Consider the following 18,377-nt stretch of genomic DNA (forward strand, 5'->3'; position numbering starts at 1 on the left):
GTGCCAACTCTGGTAAATTTTTAATCGCACAGCGTTTTCGCTTATAACTATTTGTTATATAATGAAATAGCGGTTATCTTCGGGTGCAGGACGGCCGGCTCCGGGAAGACTGGCAGCTGTGTAAAAATGTTTCCATCCGTAACGGGAAGTCACACCAAGCCGGAAATTCACTTTTGAAAAACCCGGCAATTAATACTACAATTATGAAATTATGAAGAACATCAAGGATGCATTGGTTGTGATTACCGGCGGAGCCAGCGGCATAGGACGTCTGGTGGGATTTTCCCTGGCGGAGCGGGGGGCCCGTGTAATTGCCTGGGATATCAATCCCCAGTCCCTCAAGGCGCTTGAGGATGAAGCCCGGAGCCGCGGTTTGGCCATTACCGGAATGGCCTGTGACGTTTCCGACCGGAAATCCGTGTACGCCGCCGCCGACACGGTGCTCCGGGAGTCCGGTCCCGTGGATATTCTCATCAACAACGCGGGGGTCGTTTCGGGTTCTACCTTCCTGGAAACCCCGGATGAGAAAATCATCAAAACCATGGAAGTAAATGTGTCTCCCCTGTTCTGGACATGCAAGGCCTTTCTTCCCGGCATGATTGAACGAAACCGGGGCCATATAGTCACCATTTCATCCGCCGCGGGGATCATCGGTGTCAGGGGGCTCGCCGATTACTCCGCCAGTAAATTCGCCGCCTTCGGGTTTCACGAATCGGTGCGTATGGAACTCCGCAGGATGAAGAAAAAAATCTCCTCCACCGTGGTATGTCCTTTTTATATCGATACGGGTATGTTCAAAGGGGTAAAATCCAAGGTTCCGCTGCTGCTGCCGATTCTCAAAAGCGAATACGCGGCCCGGCGTATCGTCTCCGCGATTCTGAAAAATAAAAAGCGGCTCATTATGCCCCGGTTTGTGTATGGCGTATACGTGCTGCGCCTGCTCCCCGCGGGGGCCTTCGATGTTATGGCTGATTTCTTCGGAATCAATAATTCTATGGATGACTTTACCGGGCGGGACGGAAAAACAAACGGAGAAAACAATGAGCAATAACACTGAAAAAGAAATGGCTCCTCCCGCGGTGTCCTCCGCCGATGTGGCCGCGCGGATCAGCGCCGGCCGGGAAGCCCAGCGGGAATGGGGTCGGCTCAGCGTATCCCGGCGGGCCAAGATTCTCAAGCCGGTGGCCGCGTATCTGGCCGATCACGGGGAGGAGCTTTCCGATCTGATCAGCCGGGAAAACGGAAAAGTAAAACTCGATGCCCTGGCCACGGAACTGCTTCCTGCCGCCATGGCTATGGCGTATTACATCAAACAGGCACCCCGGGTGTTCCGTTCCCGGACAATCCGGGGCGGCAGTATTTTCATGTTCAACAAAAAAAGCCGTATGGAGTACCGGCCGTATGGGGTGGTCGGGATCATCTCCCCCTGGAACTATCCCTTTTCCATTCCCTTTTCGGAGATAGTCATGGCCCTTCTGGCCGGGAACGGAGTGGTTCTCAAGGTCGCGTCGGATACCCTGGGCATCGGACGCGCTCTGGATAAAATCTTTTCTTCCCTGGGACTCCCGGCGGGGCTTTTTTCCTATGTTGAAATTCCGGGAAAGGAAGCGGGGCCGGCGTTTATCAGCGGCGGTGTGGATAAGCTGTTTTTTACCGGTTCCACCGCCGTGGGACGGGAGCTCATGGCCCTGGCCGCGCCCCGGCTGCTTCCCCTGGTGCTGGAACTGGGCGGCGCCGACGCCGCCGTAATCCGGGAGGACGCGGACCTCGGCCGGGCGGCGGCGGGTATCCTCTGGGCGGGTTTTTCCAACGCGGGTCAGTCCTGCGGCGGGGTGCAGCGGGTTCTGGTGCACCGGGCTGTATACGAACCGTTTCTGGCAAAACTATCCGTTTTGGTCGGGGCGCTCAGGATCGGTTCATCTATGGATTCCGACATGGGCCCCATGACCACCCTCCGCCAGAAGGAAGCTGTCCGGGGGCAGATTAAAACCTGCCTCGATATGGGCGCCCGGATAGCGGCGCAAAGCCCCGGGGCCGACCTTGGCGATGACAGTCTCTTTGCCCCTGCCATGATCCTGACCAATGTGACCGACGAAATGCCTATTATGATGGATGAAATCTTCGGTCCGGTGGTGGGGGTTATCCCCGTGGAGGACGACCGGGAGGCTCTCCGAATCGCCAACGCCTCGAGCTACGGTCTGACCGGTTCGGTATGGTCCCGGGACAGGCGGCGGGCAAAGGAAATCGCCCGGGAAATGAACGCCGGGGCAATCATGGTGAACGACCACCTCATGTCTCACGGACTGGCGGAAACCCCCTGGGGCGGATTCGGCGATTCGGGGCTGGGCCGCACCCACGGCGCCATGGGCCTTATGGAAATGGTCAAACCCAAGGTGGTGGTGGATGAAATTCTTCCGGGGATCAAAAAGAATATCTGGTGGCAGCCGTACTCGGAAAAAGTCTACCGCGGCCTTGGGGCAATCCTCACCGCGGTGGCCGGAAGCAGCATCGGCCGGAGGATCGGTGCGCTGCCCGGAGTCATGAAGATATTTTTCCGGTATTGGGAAAAGTAACGGCAGCCGTTTTAAAAAAAATCCGCACCCCCCGCGAAGGGCAGCACCGAGCCGGTTAAGCCGGAACGCACCCGGCCGTGATGGTAACGCCGGGTGTCATAGGGGAATGGGTTTGAGCGACTTTCGAGGCCGCAGGCCGACGAGGAGCCAAACCCATTCCCCTATGACAGGCCCCGCGGCACCAGTACTCTCCGGGTGCGTTCCGGCCTGAAAGACACTGTACTCCCCTAGGTTTAACAGCCTTCTTCTGATATTCTTTCTAATCATGAATGTCGCCGGCCATGTGGCAGTACTGTTTATTTTGATAGTCATCGGATACCTTGCCGCGAAGCTCAAGGCGGTGGACGCCGCGGCGTCGGGCCATTTTTCTTCCTTTATAATCAAGGTCAGCCTTCCCTGCGTAATTTTTATTTCCTTCCAGAAACCCTTCAGCATGGAACTGCTTGGGGAAGCCGGGCTTGCCCTGGGGGTTTCCCTGGTGATCTACGGAATCTCCTTTGCCTTAGCGGCGTTTTATCCGAACCTGCTGAGGCTTAAGGGCGGGGAACGGGGCGTGCACCGGTATGCCGTTGTTTTCTCAAATGTCGGCTTTATGGGCTATCCTGTGGTGGAAGTAATCCTGGGGCCGGCGTACCTGTTCCACCTCTCCATGTACAATGTGCCCTTTAACCTGTTTGCCTATTCCATCGGCGCGTGGCTCATTGCCCGTGAAAGCGAACGGCCTCTGCAGCTGTCCTGGCGGACTTTTATAAATCCCTGTGTCATCGCTACGATACTGGGCTTTGCCTGTTTTCTGCTGTCGGTTTCCATGCCCGGGCCGCTGTACCGGAGTCTGTCAATGATCGGGGACATCACATCGCCTCTGTCAATGGTGGTAATCGGTATTACCCTGGCCCAGGCGGATATACGGAAAGTTCTCGGGCGCTGGCAGAATTACGTCACCGTCCTGGTCCGCCTCATACTGCTGCCGGCGGCGATCGGCGGTATCTTGTATGCGCTGGGAATCCGGGGCCACCTTCTGATGCTTTCGGTTATTATTACCGCCATGCCCGTGGCGGCGAACACATCCATATTTGCCTCGTTCTACGGCACCAATGCCGAAGACGCCAGTTCCCTGGTTTTTCTTTCAACCTTGCTTTGTATCGGAACAATCCCGCTTACGGTATTTGTCCTCAATGCTCTGGGGTGAACTGTTTTTCCAGGGTGACCTGGTTTCCCCTGCCGGAATACGTAACCCGGTCAAAGGCTGAAAGGGTAATCAGTATTCCCCTGCCGTGTTCCAGCAGATCCGGGGCGGATTCACGCCCGCTGGTATACCGGGTATAGTCAAAGCCTTTGCCCTCATCGGTCACGGAAAAAACCGCCCGCCGTGAGTTTATGGAATATTCGACCAAAACCCGGCGGTCCCTGAACCGGGGATCCTCCATGCGTTCTTCCAGAAAATCAAAATAGGTTCCGTTTTTCTGGTGTTCGCTTTTTTCATCATAGCTCACTTCGAGATTGCCGTGTTCGATAGCGTTAAGGACCATTTCCCTGAGGCAGATGGCCGCGAAATCCGCTTCCTCCGCGGGAAGGTACCGCGATAGACGGCTCCGGGCATGCCGGCTTACCTCGTCCGCCGCGCCCAGGGTATTTTCAATTTTGAAACACGCGTTTCCTTCGACATACGCCTCGGTCATGGTTTCCTTATGGCTGACCCGTGCCCTGACCAGTATTTCATTGCCCCCCAGGGAGGGGATGTATTCCATCCTGAGAATACAGTTTTTGAATTCGCCGATGGGGTTTTTTACCGAAGCCGGAACTTCGACCGGATCCCCGGAGGTTTTCAGTTCCCTGATATACTGCCGAAACCGTTCCGCGGTGGAATCCCGTTCGCGGCTGTCCTTGTACAGCCGGTCCGGAAGTGTCGGGCTTTTGTCCGGGGAACCATCAAAATCGAAATCCGAAAGACCGTAGAAACCCGCCGCTGCTGTATTCCAGTCTTTGATGTGCATGGTTTCATCCAGAAGCAGCATGGGATCACTGGTTCCTTCAAAGAGGCTCCGGTATTTATGCTCATTGTTTCTGATACGGTCATTGGCCTCGGTAAGATCCCTCACCCGTTCCTCGAGGTTGCTGTTGGCCAGGTTGAGCTGGCCGTACACAAAGCCGTAACGGCGGGCCAGGATAAGGGTGGTCCCGATGGTGAATACAAAAAAACCGAACTGCGTCAGGACGATACCGTAATGGAAAAACATTGAATCCAGAATATCGAAAACCGCCGTGGCCAACAGGATGATTGTGCCGATAATCAGATTCCCCACGGGATGGTTAATCAGTAAGTCTCTGTATATCCGCAGCAAATGCGCAAACCGCTCCCCGGTTCCGCTCTGTTTCCAGAGCCGGTATCCGGCGGAAAAAAAGGTATATCCGATGTCGTAGCAGAAAATATATACAATGACCACCGCCAGGGCGAGTATCTGCCAGATCCGCAGCACATCATCGGCGAAACTGGGCGGCCCCAGCATCTGCAAAACCGCCAGAAGCCCGAAAAAAGCAGCGTATCCCATGGTGAACTTCCGGACCCGCTGGATGCAGAGGCTTTCTATAAACGCCCCGATAAAAGGCACCACCATAAAAAGACTGGCCAGTTCAATATGGGACAGTATCAGGGTATCGGCGATGATGCCATAGGCGGCCCTGGTTCTGGCAAACAGGTATGTTCCCAGGGTTACTGAGAAAAGGCTGTAATATAAATTGTGAAGGTCCCGCCGGCGGTTCAGAAACACGAAGAAGTGGTATATTCCCACAAATACATAGATACCGCACAGGGTCGCGGTCATAAGTTCGTCATGGTTTTTTTCAATAGTAGTATATTCATCAATATAGTACGGCGATGTGTAATAAAAGCCTACGTTTTTGTAATTGGGATCCCCCACAATACGGAATGCCAGGATATTCGTTCCCTGGGTAAATATAGAACTGTCCAGGGGGAAAGAGACTTTGCGCTGCGCCCGGTGGGATTTGATGCGTCCCGCATCGTCGAGGTGTATTTCGGAGAGGACCAGTGATCCATTAAGGTAGATTTCCCAGTTGTCTCCCAGGGACGCCAGAAAAACTCCCAGTACCGGAGGGGTATCTCCCGGAATAGCCTGGCGGGCATTTAAAGAAAACGGGATGAGCAGGGTGAATTCCCGTTCGGGCAGACGCTTCGGGGACAGGAAATGGGGATTCCGGATATCCGGAAAATCGAGGTTTTTTATTTGCAGCGGGCCGGGATTTTCGGGGTCATTCCTATAGCAGATCCACGGGCCGAGGTCTCCGGCGGGAACCTTGGTGGTAAATTCCCGGTCAAAACCTTCCCGGATATATACCGGAAACTGCTGCAGATTGGTATAATACGGTCCTGACCGGTCCTGGCGCGGACCGGCGGTGAGTGTATGAAAAGGTATAATAAAGAGCAGGTATATACTAAAAATACATACTTTTCTCTTATAAACCATGGTAGTATCATACAGGAGATACGAAATTCATGCAATTTAATTAACGGATGTATCCATGCCGTTGATGTGATATACTTAGTATCAGGATACAGCGGCCTCGGAATTCGGATTCCGGAGCGGACCGGAGGATGGAATTGGGAAAGGTTCATACATCCCATATATTCGACACATCGCCTATAGAGAAGACGGAGCTGTTCTCATCTCTGCTTGAAAAGGACCTCGCGTATATCAATTCCCGCTCCGGAATACTTCAGCTCCGCCGGGGGGCGCGGCTCTTTTCCGCCGGGGACAAGGCCGAACGGTTTTTTGTGCTCCGGGAGGGTTCTGTCCGGATTTTCAAAACCAGGCCCGACGGAGGCGAGGATGATCTGGCTGAGTTTGATCCGGGGGATACCATCGGTGATTTCGACTTTGCCCGGGGCGCCAGCTACGACGCCTGCGCGGAGGCGTCGGCGGACACTGTCCTGATCGTTTTTCCGGGGCCGGGTCTGACCATGGACATGCTCGCCCGGGAAGCTCCCCACACCGTTTCGCGGATTCTTCTCAGTTCCATTGTGATGCTTACATCCCGTATAAAAACGACCCAGAAAACTATTGTGGAGAATATTTCCTGGATTCATGAACTCCAGCGGCGCGCCTATGAGGATCCCGGTACCGGCCTTTGGAAGCAGTCCTTTTTAATTGATGAAATAAACAGAATTCTGGAGGAGCCCACCGCCCTCATAATGCTGAAACCGGACCGCTTCAAGGCTCTGGTGGATGCCCGGGGACACGGCGCCGGCGATGAAGCCATGGTTCGTATTGCCATGGTACTCAAGAATATCACCCGGAAGCTCGGCAGAGGCTGGGCTCTGCGCTTTAAAAGCAATGAAGTCGGTTTGCTGATAACCAAATGCGGCGCCGCCCTGGCGGAACGTATTGTCCGGGAACTCCATAAGGCGATCGCCGGCCTGGATCCGGTCCCGGAGGAGCCGGGACTTCCGGAATTCCGTTTTACCGGTACCGTGGTCTACGGAATCTGGCCGGAGGATGAGCCCAAATGGGACGCCCTGTTTCTGGGGACGTATTCGCTGCTCCTTGACACATGGAAGTCAGGAGGGAATACTATCGTTCATCTGGAAAGGACCAGTGTGCCGTGAGTAAGCTGAACCGTATTCTTTCGCCGATCAACGATCCCTCACTCCTGAAATCGCCGCTTTTTGCCAATATGAGCGAGCTGGAGTTTTTCGCTGTCACCGCGTTTCTCGAACGGAAACATATCGCCAAGGATGAAGCCGTTTTTAATGAAGGCGACACGGGAAAGGAAATGTTTATCCTCCTGTCCGGTAAGCTCGCGGCCTTTGTTTCCCAGTCCGACGGAACGAAGCGCTGGATGTTCAATATTTCCCCGGGGGACTTTTTTGGTGAAATGTCGGTCATCGCCAACGAGCCCCGGTCGGCTACCATCGTAGCCAGGGAAGAATCGGATCTTATGGTGCTCCAGGGGATTGATTTCTACCGTATCGTATTTGAACACCCCATGATCGGGGTAAAGCTCCTCAAAGCCATAGGCGCGGTTCAGAATATATGGCTCGACCAGACATCCAAACACCTCAACGACCTTATGCGCTGGGGTGAAACCGCCCGCCGCAGGGCAATCACCGATGAACTTACGGGACTCTACAACCGGAGATTTCTGGAGGAATCTCTCAAGGACCGGTTCGACCATGGATCGGTGGGGCTCCGGAAAATGGCTCTGGTCATGATGGACCTCGACCGGGTTCATGAAATAAACGACCGGTACGGAGTGCAGGGCGGGGATACGGTTATCGTTTCCGTGGCGGAAACCATCCGGGGGCTTATGCGTCCCGGGGATATCGCGGCCCGGCTGTCGGGGGATGAATTCGCTATTCTGCTTCCGGACACGGACGGCAGGGACGCAAAGTCGATTGCCGAGGAAATACGGAAATCCGTTTCGGACAGGGTGGTGCCTGTCCCGAGAAAACCCGGCGCCGCGGAAAAGGTCGGGCTCCAGGTGCGGACCAGTATCGGTATCGCCGTTGCCCCCACCCATGCCAAAAACCGGGAAGGGCTGGTGGTGGTTGCCGATGACGCCCTGCGCCGGGCAAAAAACCTCGGCCGCGACCGGGTGGAACTGGCGGGATAACCGGCCGTCCGCGTTTTCCGTGCCTCCACCTAGTCCCATTCAAATGGATAAACACTATGAGACTGCAATGAGCAAAAGAAATATTATTCCAGGAATGTTTTGTTGCTTGCTGGTCTCGTTGTTAACGGGCTGTTTTTCTTCGCCGGCATATTATACAAGTAGCGGTTTTCAGGTTAATGACCGCAAAACAGTTTTGCTCGAAATAGAATCGGGAAATGTTATCCTCAAAATAGACGGTATTATGACTGAAGATTTATATAGAATAAAAGATGAAGACAAGTATAAAATCGGGGGCGAGAAAACATTAGCTATTAAAAAAGGGACAATTCTTATAGATAAAGAACTTGCGTTATCCGCAGGGGATAAATACAGATATTCACTCCGCGGGGCAGGGGCTATAACAATACAATGCACCGGTATTTCGGAAAACGGAACAACAATTATTTCAAAATATGATGGAAAAACAGAGGAACACAAAATAAACAAGTATGACATCTTGGATATCATGCTGTTTTTTCAGAATTAACAAGTTCACAAAGTTATTGCCGCCTGGCAAATGTTTTTGCACCATTGGGCATAACACTATATAAAGTTCCGGAGAGACAAAAATGAAAAAGGTTATTTGTACTTTTATTTTGATGGCCGTAACCTTTATCGTCTTAGCTGATTCTCTTGACGAAAAAATTGACTCATTTTGGAGATACATCTCGCAGAATGAGAATAAGATTTTATCTGCAAAACAAACTGATCAAGAACTCTATACTGATTTGTATGATGAAATACAGAAAATAAATAATAATCTTTCTGTTTTTCTGGAGAATAATATTGTAAACGGAAGAAAGAATATCATCATATCCGCAAACAGCAATCCGGATTATTTTAAATTATGTGATGAAATAGTAACACGGGCCCCGAAATTTGAGGTCATAAATCCTGTTTCACTGATTCCGCCATTGGAAGTTATCGAACCATTTATTTATGGGGATATTAAATTCAGTGCAGACGATGTAAGAGTCCATTTTGATAAAGATGACAAGAAAGTTGATTTGTTTTTTTTCTTAACGAATGAACATACCAATAGAATAAAAATAGATAAAAGCGGACAGATGTATGATATCTATATGCAAATGCTTTATATTATGACACAGCAAATACTGGGGGAAAGAAAGACAGGAGAGAGAATCGGTTCCGGAGAAATAATTTTAATGTCATTGCTGATGCCCACGGTGCCATTTATAGATATTGGTAATATAATTGAAGATAATTATGGGGAATAAATCAGTTTGTTTGAATTGTCAAATATCATATAATACTGGCATAAATTATTATAAAACCGAAGATATTTATGTAAGAACCTGCCCCCAATGTCATGGAGAAATGAAAGATTTAACCTATAGATTTAAACCACCCAAAAAAGAAGACACGAAGAAATGGGAAACAATAAAATATTTATTAGGACATGGTTTTTATTTTCAGCATATATATGATTATGAAAATGGTAAGATGGCAGAATATCCGCAGAATATAAAGGATGCCGAAGTTTTTGCAGAAAAGAACAATGCAGAAAGAATATTGCTGTTCAGAATATTTGATGAAATCAATAGTTATCCGGAAAAAATGACTATAGAACAGGAAATTAAAATCATGCAAGGCTTAGAAAACGTACAATTATGGCAAATATTAAATGAGAAAGAAAAATTTATGGCGATTTTGAAAAAAATAATACGATCCCATAAAAACATTCAAAATAAAAAAGACGATGATAGAATCATTACGGAACGCGGAATTTTCAAAAAATGGCTGAATGCAAATATTCATTTTTTTAAAGAAAACGATAAGGAGGATATATTCCAAATAATAAAAATCCTCTCTGCGGATTGTATGTGATGACGGTTGTGAGTTTAGCGGCAGTGGCGCTGTTTATATTTTTTGATCTTTGATATAAGAGCATAATAGATTTTTTCAAAAACCATGGGCGAAAGGATTTTTTTTAAAAACAGCTTCCGGAAAATATGAGGCGAAACCGGAAATGCGTATTATATATAGCGGTAATTGATTCCGTGAAAATCTTATCAGTGTGGTTAAAATGCGTAACGAAAAAGCAGTAATACTTTTAAAGTGTCTGTTGATTGTGTTTATTATGGTTGTTCCAAACCTGTTCTCATCAGCCTATGCCCTTCAGAATAATTATCAGGATTTGTTAGCCTTTGAGTTAAATGGTTACTCGGCTTTGTCATGGTTGATTATGGCTGTTCAGGTTAGTTTTCCTGTTTTACTGCTGATATTTATCAGCGGCGAATCATTTGCTTTTTACGGCTTTACCAAAATAAAACTAAAAGAATTTATTTTTTCTTTATTACGGTTGGTGGCTTTGTTTCTGGTTTTTTTATTCATAATCGGGTTGATATCAAATGTCATCGAGAGCATAAGCGGAAAAGAAGCGGACGCTGATGTTATGGAAAACCAATTTAAAATTGGAGGCAGCAATGTAGTAATGATTTTACTGAATATTGTTCCAATAATTCTGATGGCATTTACGGAAGAATTATGTTTCAGAAGTTATTTATTTTTGAATCTTAGAAAGATAATAAAAAACGAATGGGTTTGCATCATTATCTGTAATGTGCTGTTTTCGATTTATCACATATACCAAGGTATCGCGAGTACAATATTGGTATTTTTTATCGGATTAGTATTCAGCATGGAATTTAGGAAACATAAAAATATATATACTATCACAACAATTCATGCGTTTTGGAATATAATAATGTTTTCTTTGTATTAAAAGATTTTGTAGCACCCGGCGGCGCCCGGCAAATGCTCTGCGCAGTTTGCCGGATATTCTGGAGGTGCGAAAAACATGAAGTATTTGATCGGAGATTAGCCATGGGTAATCAATATCGTATTTCCGAACAGTTTATAAGAAATAAGAAGTCATTGATTCTTTCTGTAAGAATTATTTTGCCTGTTTTCTTGGTTTTGGTTTTTATATTACCTATGCTGACTTTATATGATCTGCATCCGGAAGGCGGAATAATATATATTGTCAGCTTGGCCGCGGCGATGCTGTTTATTCAGCTGCTCTTCATCATCATACCGAAAATGGTATTCAAAATGTATGATGATATGGGGCTGGCAATACACGAAAATGTAATTGAGAAACGAAATAAAAATAATACTGAAAAAATAGTTCTCAATGAATCTGCGAAATTAGAAATCTCTCGGAATAAATCAAATGATATTCTGCAATTGGTTGTATCTGCCGGGAATGAGAAGATGTTTATCTTTGGATTTGAAAAAATGGATGATATTTATACGAATATTTTGTCGTATGTTCAAATAAGCAATATAACGGAGAAAAACATAAAGATTGATGAAAGCACGAAAAGGGGACGGCTGAATAGTATTTTTCTGGGACTGTTTTTGTATATAGGCTTAATGGTATTCGGTGTGTTCCTTTCATTAATATTCGCTAAGTATCTGAATATTAGTATTATTGAAAAAACAGATAATATAGTTCCTTTATTCGCGGGATTGTTTTTTCTCATTTTTACCCCAATATCAAAACGGATAAATAAGAAATATAAAAGAATGGAAATTATTGGCGGTATACTATTGATTTTACTTTCGGTCGTTAATTTTCTCTTATGAAAGAGGCCGCTATGTGGGATGAAATCCGCCATACAACCAATGGAATGACCCCTGTATGCAAAAACAATAAATGGGGAGCCGTTGACCAAAACGGAGAGGTCGTTATTTCTCCTGCCTGGGATTTTATTTCATGGGTCACAGCGCAGGGTCAAGCTATTGTATGGCTTGAAGATAAATCCGGTGTTGTTGGTTCAGGCGGCGGATTGGTTATCCCGTTGGTATGGGATGATATACAATTTGTGACCCGTGGTTTTACTCTTCCCGGCAATGATGTCTTATACAAAGTAAAAAAAATAAAAGGTGACCATAGGGTAAGGCCGTCCGATGGGAGAAGAAGAATAGAAATTTGGGGATATGACTGCCTGCAGGGAATAGCCGATACCAAGGGTAATTATTTAATTGACCCTGTGTGGGATGAGATAGACAGCATCGAAGAAAATATCGCTGTTGTCTGCAGGAGAAATGATTCCGGCCATCATGCCGCGGATGGAACAGATACAAGAACATACGGAGCTATTGAACTTGGCAGCGGGCTTATCATAGAACCTATCTATGAATGTATGCTGCCCTTCCATAAAGGATATGCCTGGGTAAAAGAAGGCTATAAATGGGGGCTAATAAATTCTTCAGGCGGGGTTGTTCAGAAACCCCAGTGGCCTGGAGTATCAAGGCTTTCCTGCAGCGGTTATTATAAGGCCAACCGCTATGGAGGCTGGGGAGTTCTCAGGTATGACGGTGTAATGGCGGCGGATTTTCTGTGGGACGATATACGGTGTATCAATGGCCGGATCGAGGGAAAGAAACATAAAAAATGGACAGCCATTATCCCCGATTTAACCCAGGCCGGCGGATCCTGAAAACCGGCGCAGGCATGATTTCGGACTTGTCCCTTCATTTTTCACTGAATAATACCCATATTATGCAGGTTTGTATGTTTTAGGTATATTTATTCAGGTATTGACAGATTTTCTGCATATAGTTAGTATAAAGATATGAAACGGATATTTGTGTCTTTCCATCACCACCATCATCATACAAACTCAGCTGGGAAAGGCATAGGGTCCGCGGACTTTTGGTCCGGCGCCGAATAGGCGCATCCTGCGGTAAATCAAACCGTGGAACCCTGTGGGTCCCACGGTTTTTTTTTGCCGCGTTCAGTAAACCAAAACAAGGAGCATACCATGGGAAAGCTTCAGATTCTGATTCCCAAAGGGCGGATCTTCGACAATGTTTCCCGGCTGTTTTCCGACGCGGGGATCCCCGTGAGCCTCGCCGACCGGACGTACAGGCCGAAAATCGGGGCGGAATGGCTGGATGCCAAGATTATGAAACCCCAGAATGTGGGGGAACTCCTGGAACTCGGGAGCCACGACGCGGGATTTACCGGTATCGACTGGATCAGGGAGAGCAGTGCCGATGTGGAGGAGATCATGGATCTCGGCTTTGACCGGGTCCGCATTGTCGCCGCGGTTCCTTCGGATCTCGATGATTCCGCCCTGAAAAGCCGGAAACTGGTGGTGGCTACGGAGTACGTTTCCATCGCCGATGCGTGGCTCAGAAATTCGGGGTACGATTACCGTATTGTCCGTACCTACGGCGCTACGGAGGTTTTCCCGCCGGACGATGCCGATATGATCATCGACAATACCTCCACCGGCCAGACCTTAAAGGACAACGGCCTCCGGATCGTCGCCACCATTTTGGAATCTTCCACCCGTTTTGTGGCTTCCAGAAAAGCCATGGATGATCCGGACAAACGGAGCCGGATTGAAGAACTGGCCATGCTGTTCAGGGCGGTCCTGGACGGCCGGGATAAGGTTATGCTTGAGATGAATGTTCCCAAGTCACTGTTCCCCGGATTGGTGGCGGGCCTGCCTTCCATGCGGAGTCCCACGGTGGCCCCCCTGTACGGCGATGAAGGGTACGCCGTAAAAATCGCCGTCAGAAAAAATGAAGTCCCGGTTCTGATTCCCCGCTTGAAGAAGCTCGGGGCAGCGGATATCGTGGAATATGAACTGCGCAAAGTGGTGCCCTGAAAGGAAGCGCCTTGGAAAGGAGATTCGCCATGGAAACAGCTGCTCCGGCACGGACAGCCGAAATCAGCCGGAAAACAAATGAAACCGATATTTACGTAAAACTCACCATCGACGGTACCGGGGAGTCACGCCTGGACATACCCGTTGGGTTTATGGTTCATATGCTCACCACCTTCGCGAAGCACGGCCTTTTTGACCTGGAAATCAGGGCCGCCGGAGATCTCGAGGTTGACCAGCACCATCTGGTGGAGGACCTCGGGATTGTTCTGGGCCAGTGTTTTGCAAAAGCCCTGGGAGAAAAACGGGGAATCCGAAGAATAGGAAGCTGTCTTTTTCCCATGGACGAAACCCTGGCCCGGGCGGCGGTGGATCTTTCGGGCCGGCCTTTTCTCGTATTCGAAGGAGCTCTTTCGGGGATGCCCCTGGTTTCAGGAACCGCGTCTTTCCAGACCGATACGGCGGAGGATTTCTGGCAGGGGTTCGCGGTAAACGCCGGCTGCGCGCTGCATCTGGACGTGCTCCGGGGACGCAGTGACCATCACAGGCTTGAAGCCCTTTTCAAAGCCGCCGCCCGTTCGCTCCGGGACGCCTGTGAGATTGACCCCCGGGCGGCTTCGGTTATCCCTTCCACAAAGGGCGTTCTGGCATGATCGGCGTTGTGGACTACGGCGCGGGAAATCTCGGATCCGTTATGAACGCCCTCGCGCGTCTCGGGATCGGCGCGCGGTTCGCGGCCGGGCCCGAGGAGCTTAATCCCGGATCGTCTCCCTTTGACGGGATCATTTTCCCCGGGGACGGCCATTTCGCCACCGCCATGAATTCCCTGGAACAATCGGGGTATGGCCGGGCGCTTACCGAGTGGATCGGCGCGGATAAACCTTTCCTGGGTATCTGCATTGGACTGCAGCTTCTTTTTGAGCGGTCCGAGGAAGCGCCCCCATCGGACGGCCGGGAAGTCCGGGGCCTTTCGGTGATTCCCGGCAGTGTGCGCCGGTTCCCCGGCCGCAAGGTTCCCCAGATAGGATGGAACCAGACGAAAGCCCGGAAGGGTTCCCGCCTTTTCGCGGGTATTCCGGAGGATGCTTTTTTTTACTATATACATTCCTACTACGCCGATCCCGTTTCTCCGGATGATACGGCGGCGGAAGCGGATTATTACGTGACCTACTGTTCCGCGGTGGAGCGGGGCGCCCTGGCGGCGGTCCAGTTCCACCCGGAAAAATCAGGAACCGCGGGCCTCATGCTCCTGGAAAATTGGGCCGGGGGCTTATGACCGCGGCGTCGTCTGAAAACGGAGAAAAGAATGCTGGCTAAACGGATTATTCCCTGTCTCGATGTCGACGACGGCCGGGTTGTTAAGGGCGTGCAGTTTAAGGGAATCCAGGACGCCGGTGATCCCGTGGACCTTGCCCGGCGGTACAATGACCAGGGCGCGGATGAACTTACCTTTCTTGATATCGGAGCGTCCTACAAGAGCAGGGCCACCCTTCTGGATGTGGTCGGACGGGTCGCCCGGGAAGTGTTTATTCCCCTGTGCGTGGGCGGCGGGATCAGGACCGTGGAGGACATGCGGGACGCCATGAACGCCGGGGCGGACAAGGTTTCGGTCTGTACCTCGGCTCTGCGCAATCCCGGCCTCATCGCCGAGATGGCCCGGGCGTACGGCAGCCAATGCGTGGTGCTTTCGGTGGATGCGAAACGGTGCGGTGCCGATGCCGCCGGCCGGCCGGTATGGCACGCCTTTGCCAAGGGCGGCAGGGAAGACACCGGGATCGACGCCGTCAAATGGGCGGTGCAGGCGGTTGAACTCGGGGCCGGGGAAATTCTGCTCAATTCAATTGACGCCGACGGCACCGGAGCGGGGTACGATCTGGAGCTTACCCGGACGGTTATCGAAGCGGTGCCCGTTCCGGTAATTGCCTCCGGCGGAGCCGGTTCTCTGGAACAGATCGCCCGTGCCCTGATGCCTCCGGGGCCGGAGGGGAATTCCGGCGGGGATGCCGACGCCGCCCTGGTGGCGTCCATGCTGCACTTCGGCCGGACCACAATTGCCGAGATAAAAACATACGCTGAATCAAAAGGAGTGACCGTACGATGGTAATAGCATCCATAGATATCCAGGACGGAAAAGTTGTCCAGCTTAAGCAGGGCGAGGAACTCGTACTCCGGCGGGACAACGCTTTGGAACTGGCGGAGGAATTCAACAGATACGGCGAAATCGCGGTGATTGACCTCGACGCGGCCATGGGAAAAGGAAGCAACAGCGAACTGGTCAAATCCCTTCTCCGGAAAGGACAGTGCCGGGTCGGAGGCGGCATCAAAACCGCGGAACAGGCGAAGGAGCTTGTGAGCCTCGGGGCGGAAAAAATCATCATCGGTTCCGTGGCCTTCCGGGTTCCGGGGAAAAAAGGCGCCGGAATCGCCGCCGGGGAATTCGCCGTTCAGACGGAATTCCTTAAGGCTCTGGCCGGCAAAATCGGCCGTGAACGGGTAATTGTGGCGGTGGACGCCCGGAACAACGAAATAACCGTGGACGGATGGAAAACCCCCACCGGACTGTCCCTGATTGAGGCGGCGAAAGCCGTGGAACCCTATGTGTCGGAACTGCTTTATACCTGTGTTGAGCGGGAAGGAACCATGAACGGCATCGACCTGGATTCGGTAAAAGCCCTGCGGGATTCCGTATCCTGCGGCGTAACCGTCGCCGGCGGTGTTTCCACCTTGGAAGAAATCGAAGAAATTTCCCGGCTCGGCTGCGACGTCCAGCTGGGAATGGCCCTGTACACCGGGAAAATTTCCCTGGCGGAAGCCTTTACCGCGTCCCTTAACTGGGGCAAGGCTGAACTGCTGCCGGTGATTGCCCAGGACAGCGGCGGCCAGGTTCTCATGACCGGATTCGCCGACCGGGAGGCGGTGGCGGAAAGTTTCAAGCGGGGGAACCTCTGTTTCCGCAGCCGTTCCCGGAATACCCTATGGATGAAAGGTGAAAGTTCCGGCAACACCCTGCGGCTTCTGCGGCTCAGGACCGACTGTGACCGGGACGCGCTCCTCGCCGAGGTTGAGCCGGCGGGCCCGGTCTGCCATACCGGCGCCTGGAGCTGTTTCGAAACCGGACGCCAATACACCTGGGAATTCCTTCAATCTATCATAACGGAACGTTTCCGGAATCCGGCCCCGGGCTCCTACACGGCAACCCTGGACGATGAGCTGGTCCGGGAAAAGGTAATGGAAGAAGCCGATGAGGTCTGCACCGCAGCAACCCATGATGAGGTCGTCTGGGAAGCGGCGGATCTTCTGTATTTTCTCACGGTGCTGATGGTCCGGGAGGGCGTTTCGGTCCGGGAGGTGCTGGATGAACTCGACCGGCGCCACAAAAAATAGGGGGCTGAAATGAGCCGTTTTTGGAACCGCCGCGTCCGGAATCTCGAGCCTTACGTTCCCGGGGAACAGCCCAGGGACCGGCAGTATATCAAACTCAATACCAATGAGAATCCTTATCCTCCGTCCCCGGCGGTGTTTGAGGCAATACACCGGGCGGCTTCGGACAGCCTCCGGCTGTATCCCGATCCGGAGTGCACGGAATTCAGGGAAGCCGCTGCCCGCGCCTGCAGGGTAAAGCCGGAATGGGTTTTTGCGGGAAACGGTTCCGATGAGATTCTCGCCTTTGTTTTCGCGGCTTTTTTTGAGTCATCCGCGGATGCGCCCGGAGAGCCGCTTCCAATTCTGTTCCCGGATATTACTTACAGCTTCTACCCGGTGTACGCCGGCCTCTGGGATATTCCCGCCGGGACCATTCCCCTGACCGGAGATTTTTCGGTGAATGTTGGGGATTATCTGGTTCCCTCCGGGGGCGTGATTCTCCCGAACCCGAACGCTCCCACCGGAAAAGCCCTGGCCCCCGGGGATCTGGTTCCCTTAGCGGAGTATCTTCTGAAACAGGGGAAAGCCCTGGTTATCGACGAAGCCTATGTTGGCTTCGGGGCGGAATCCGCGGTCGCTTTAACCGCTGAATACCCGAATCTCCTGACGGTGCACACCCTTTCGAAATCCCATTCCCTGGCGGGACTCAGGACCGGGTTTGCCATAGGCCATCCCGATTTGGTTGAAGGCCTCCGGCGGGTCCGGGATTCCTTTAATTCCTACACCCTGGACCGGCTTGCCCTCGCCGGGGCCGCGGCTGCCCTGGGGGACAACGCCTATTACGATGAAGTGAACCGCAAAGTAGCGGCCACCCGGGACCGGGTCAGCCGGGAACTCCGGGATATGGGGTTCTCCGCAGTTCCGTCGTCGGCGAATTTTATTTTCATAAAAGCTCCCGGCTTGCCGGGGAAACAACTGCATGAAGCCCTGCGTTCCCGGGGTATCCTGGTGCGGCATTTCAATAAACCCAGGACCGCGGACTACCTCAGGGTGAGCATCGGCACGGATGATGAGATGGATATATTCCTTTCGGAATGCCGGAAATTAATCCGGTCATAGGAGGACGGAA

Annotated in this window: 18 protein-coding genes; 17 read left to right on the forward strand and 1 reads right to left on the reverse strand. The window is 51.3% G+C overall.

What is annotated here, in order from left to right; translation table 11 throughout:
• Window positions 1-211: 211 nt before the first annotated feature.
• From JFL75_RS17190 to JFL75_RS17200, 3 genes are all read left to right on the forward strand, one after another.
• Entirely contained in the window at window positions 212-1,051 is an 840-nt protein-coding gene (locus JFL75_RS17190; RefSeq protein ID WP_215627903.1) for an SDR family oxidoreductase, read from the forward strand.
• Window positions 1,041-2,573, forward strand: a complete 1,533-nt coding sequence (locus JFL75_RS17195; RefSeq protein WP_215627904.1) for an aldehyde dehydrogenase family protein — start codon at window positions 1,041-1,043, stop codon at window positions 2,571-2,573. The genes JFL75_RS17190 and JFL75_RS17195 overlap by 11 nt, the downstream gene beginning before the upstream one ends.
• Before the next feature lie 265 nt (window positions 2,574-2,838).
• Entirely contained in the window at window positions 2,839-3,762 is a 924-nt protein-coding gene (locus JFL75_RS17200) for an AEC family transporter (RefSeq protein ID WP_215627905.1), read from the forward strand.
• Here the strand turns inward: JFL75_RS17200 and JFL75_RS17205 are convergent.
• Window positions 3,746-6,055, reverse strand: a complete 2,310-nt coding sequence (locus JFL75_RS17205; RefSeq protein WP_215627906.1) for an ATP-binding protein — start codon at window positions 6,053-6,055, stop codon at window positions 3,746-3,748. The genes JFL75_RS17200 and JFL75_RS17205 overlap by 17 nt on opposite strands.
• 134 nt (window positions 6,056-6,189) lie before the next feature.
• Between JFL75_RS17205 and JFL75_RS17210 the strand changes: the two genes are divergently transcribed.
• The 14 genes from JFL75_RS17210 to JFL75_RS17275 all read left to right on the forward strand — a co-directional run bounded on the left by JFL75_RS17210 (window position 6,190) and on the right by JFL75_RS17275 (window position 18,367).
• Window positions 6,190-7,194: a cyclic nucleotide-binding domain-containing protein gene (locus tag JFL75_RS17210; RefSeq protein ID WP_223292693.1), complete on the forward strand. Its 1,005-nt coding sequence runs from the start codon at window positions 6,190-6,192 to the stop codon at window positions 7,192-7,194.
• Complete coding sequence (locus tag JFL75_RS17215; RefSeq protein WP_223292694.1) at window positions 7,191-8,201, forward strand: GGDEF domain-containing protein; 1,011 nt, start codon at window positions 7,191-7,193, stop codon at window positions 8,199-8,201. Before JFL75_RS17210 ends, JFL75_RS17215 begins: the two co-directional genes overlap by 4 nt.
• Window positions 8,202-8,268: 67 nt before the next feature.
• Window positions 8,269-8,727 carry a hypothetical protein gene (locus tag JFL75_RS17220; protein ID WP_215627909.1) on the forward strand — a complete coding sequence of 153 codons (459 nt, stop codon included), beginning with the start codon at window positions 8,269-8,271 and terminating at the stop codon, window positions 8,725-8,727.
• An 82-nt stretch (window positions 8,728-8,809) separates the two neighbouring features.
• Window positions 8,810-9,478, forward strand: a complete 669-nt coding sequence (locus JFL75_RS17225) for a hypothetical protein (RefSeq protein WP_215627910.1) — start codon at window positions 8,810-8,812, stop codon at window positions 9,476-9,478.
• Window positions 9,479-9,578: 100 nt separating this feature from the next.
• Complete coding sequence (locus JFL75_RS17230; protein WP_215627911.1) at window positions 9,579-10,088, forward strand: hypothetical protein; 510 nt, start codon at window positions 9,579-9,581, stop codon at window positions 10,086-10,088.
• A gap of 199 nt (window positions 10,089-10,287) precedes the next feature.
• Window positions 10,288-10,986 (forward strand): CPBP family intramembrane glutamic endopeptidase, encoded by a 699-nt coding sequence (locus tag JFL75_RS17235; RefSeq protein WP_215627912.1) that lies wholly within the window; start codon window positions 10,288-10,290, stop codon window positions 10,984-10,986.
• A 101-nt stretch (window positions 10,987-11,087) separates the two neighbouring features.
• Window positions 11,088-11,852: a hypothetical protein gene (locus JFL75_RS17240; RefSeq protein ID WP_215627913.1), complete on the forward strand. Its 765-nt coding sequence runs from the start codon at window positions 11,088-11,090 to the stop codon at window positions 11,850-11,852.
• 11 nt (window positions 11,853-11,863) lie between these two features.
• Complete coding sequence (locus tag JFL75_RS17245; RefSeq protein ID WP_215627914.1) at window positions 11,864-12,709, forward strand: WG repeat-containing protein; 846 nt, start codon at window positions 11,864-11,866, stop codon at window positions 12,707-12,709.
• Between the two features lie 324 nt (window positions 12,710-13,033).
• Window positions 13,034-13,888, forward strand: coding sequence for an ATP phosphoribosyltransferase (gene hisG / locus JFL75_RS17250; RefSeq protein ID WP_215627915.1), 855 nt, complete (start codon window positions 13,034-13,036; stop codon window positions 13,886-13,888).
• Window positions 13,889-13,917: 29 nt separating this feature from the next.
• Window positions 13,918-14,538 (forward strand): imidazoleglycerol-phosphate dehydratase HisB, encoded by a 621-nt coding sequence (gene hisB / locus JFL75_RS17255; RefSeq protein ID WP_215627916.1) that lies wholly within the window; start codon window positions 13,918-13,920, stop codon window positions 14,536-14,538.
• Window positions 14,535-15,161 (forward strand): imidazole glycerol phosphate synthase subunit HisH, encoded by a 627-nt coding sequence (gene hisH / locus JFL75_RS17260; protein ID WP_215627917.1) that lies wholly within the window; start codon window positions 14,535-14,537, stop codon window positions 15,159-15,161. Before hisB ends, hisH begins: the two co-directional genes overlap by 4 nt.
• A gap of 30 nt (window positions 15,162-15,191) precedes the next feature.
• Entirely contained in the window at window positions 15,192-15,989 is a 798-nt protein-coding gene (hisF, locus tag JFL75_RS17265; protein WP_215627918.1) for an imidazole glycerol phosphate synthase subunit HisF, read from the forward strand.
• On the forward strand, window positions 15,983-17,269 hold the full coding sequence (hisE, locus tag JFL75_RS17270) for a phosphoribosyl-ATP diphosphatase (RefSeq protein WP_215627919.1): 1,287 nt from the start codon (window positions 15,983-15,985) through the stop codon (window positions 17,267-17,269). The genes hisF and hisE overlap by 7 nt, the downstream gene beginning before the upstream one ends.
• A 9-nt stretch (window positions 17,270-17,278) precedes the next feature.
• Window positions 17,279-18,367 carry a pyridoxal phosphate-dependent aminotransferase gene (locus JFL75_RS17275; RefSeq protein WP_215627920.1) on the forward strand — a complete coding sequence of 363 codons (1,089 nt, stop codon included), beginning with the start codon at window positions 17,279-17,281 and terminating at the stop codon, window positions 18,365-18,367.
• The last annotated feature ends 10 nt before the right edge of the window (window positions 18,368-18,377 follow it).

This window comes from Breznakiella homolactica (assembly GCF_016616095.2).
Classification (GTDB): Bacteria; Spirochaetota; Spirochaetia; order Treponematales; family Breznakiellaceae; genus Breznakiella; species Breznakiella homolactica.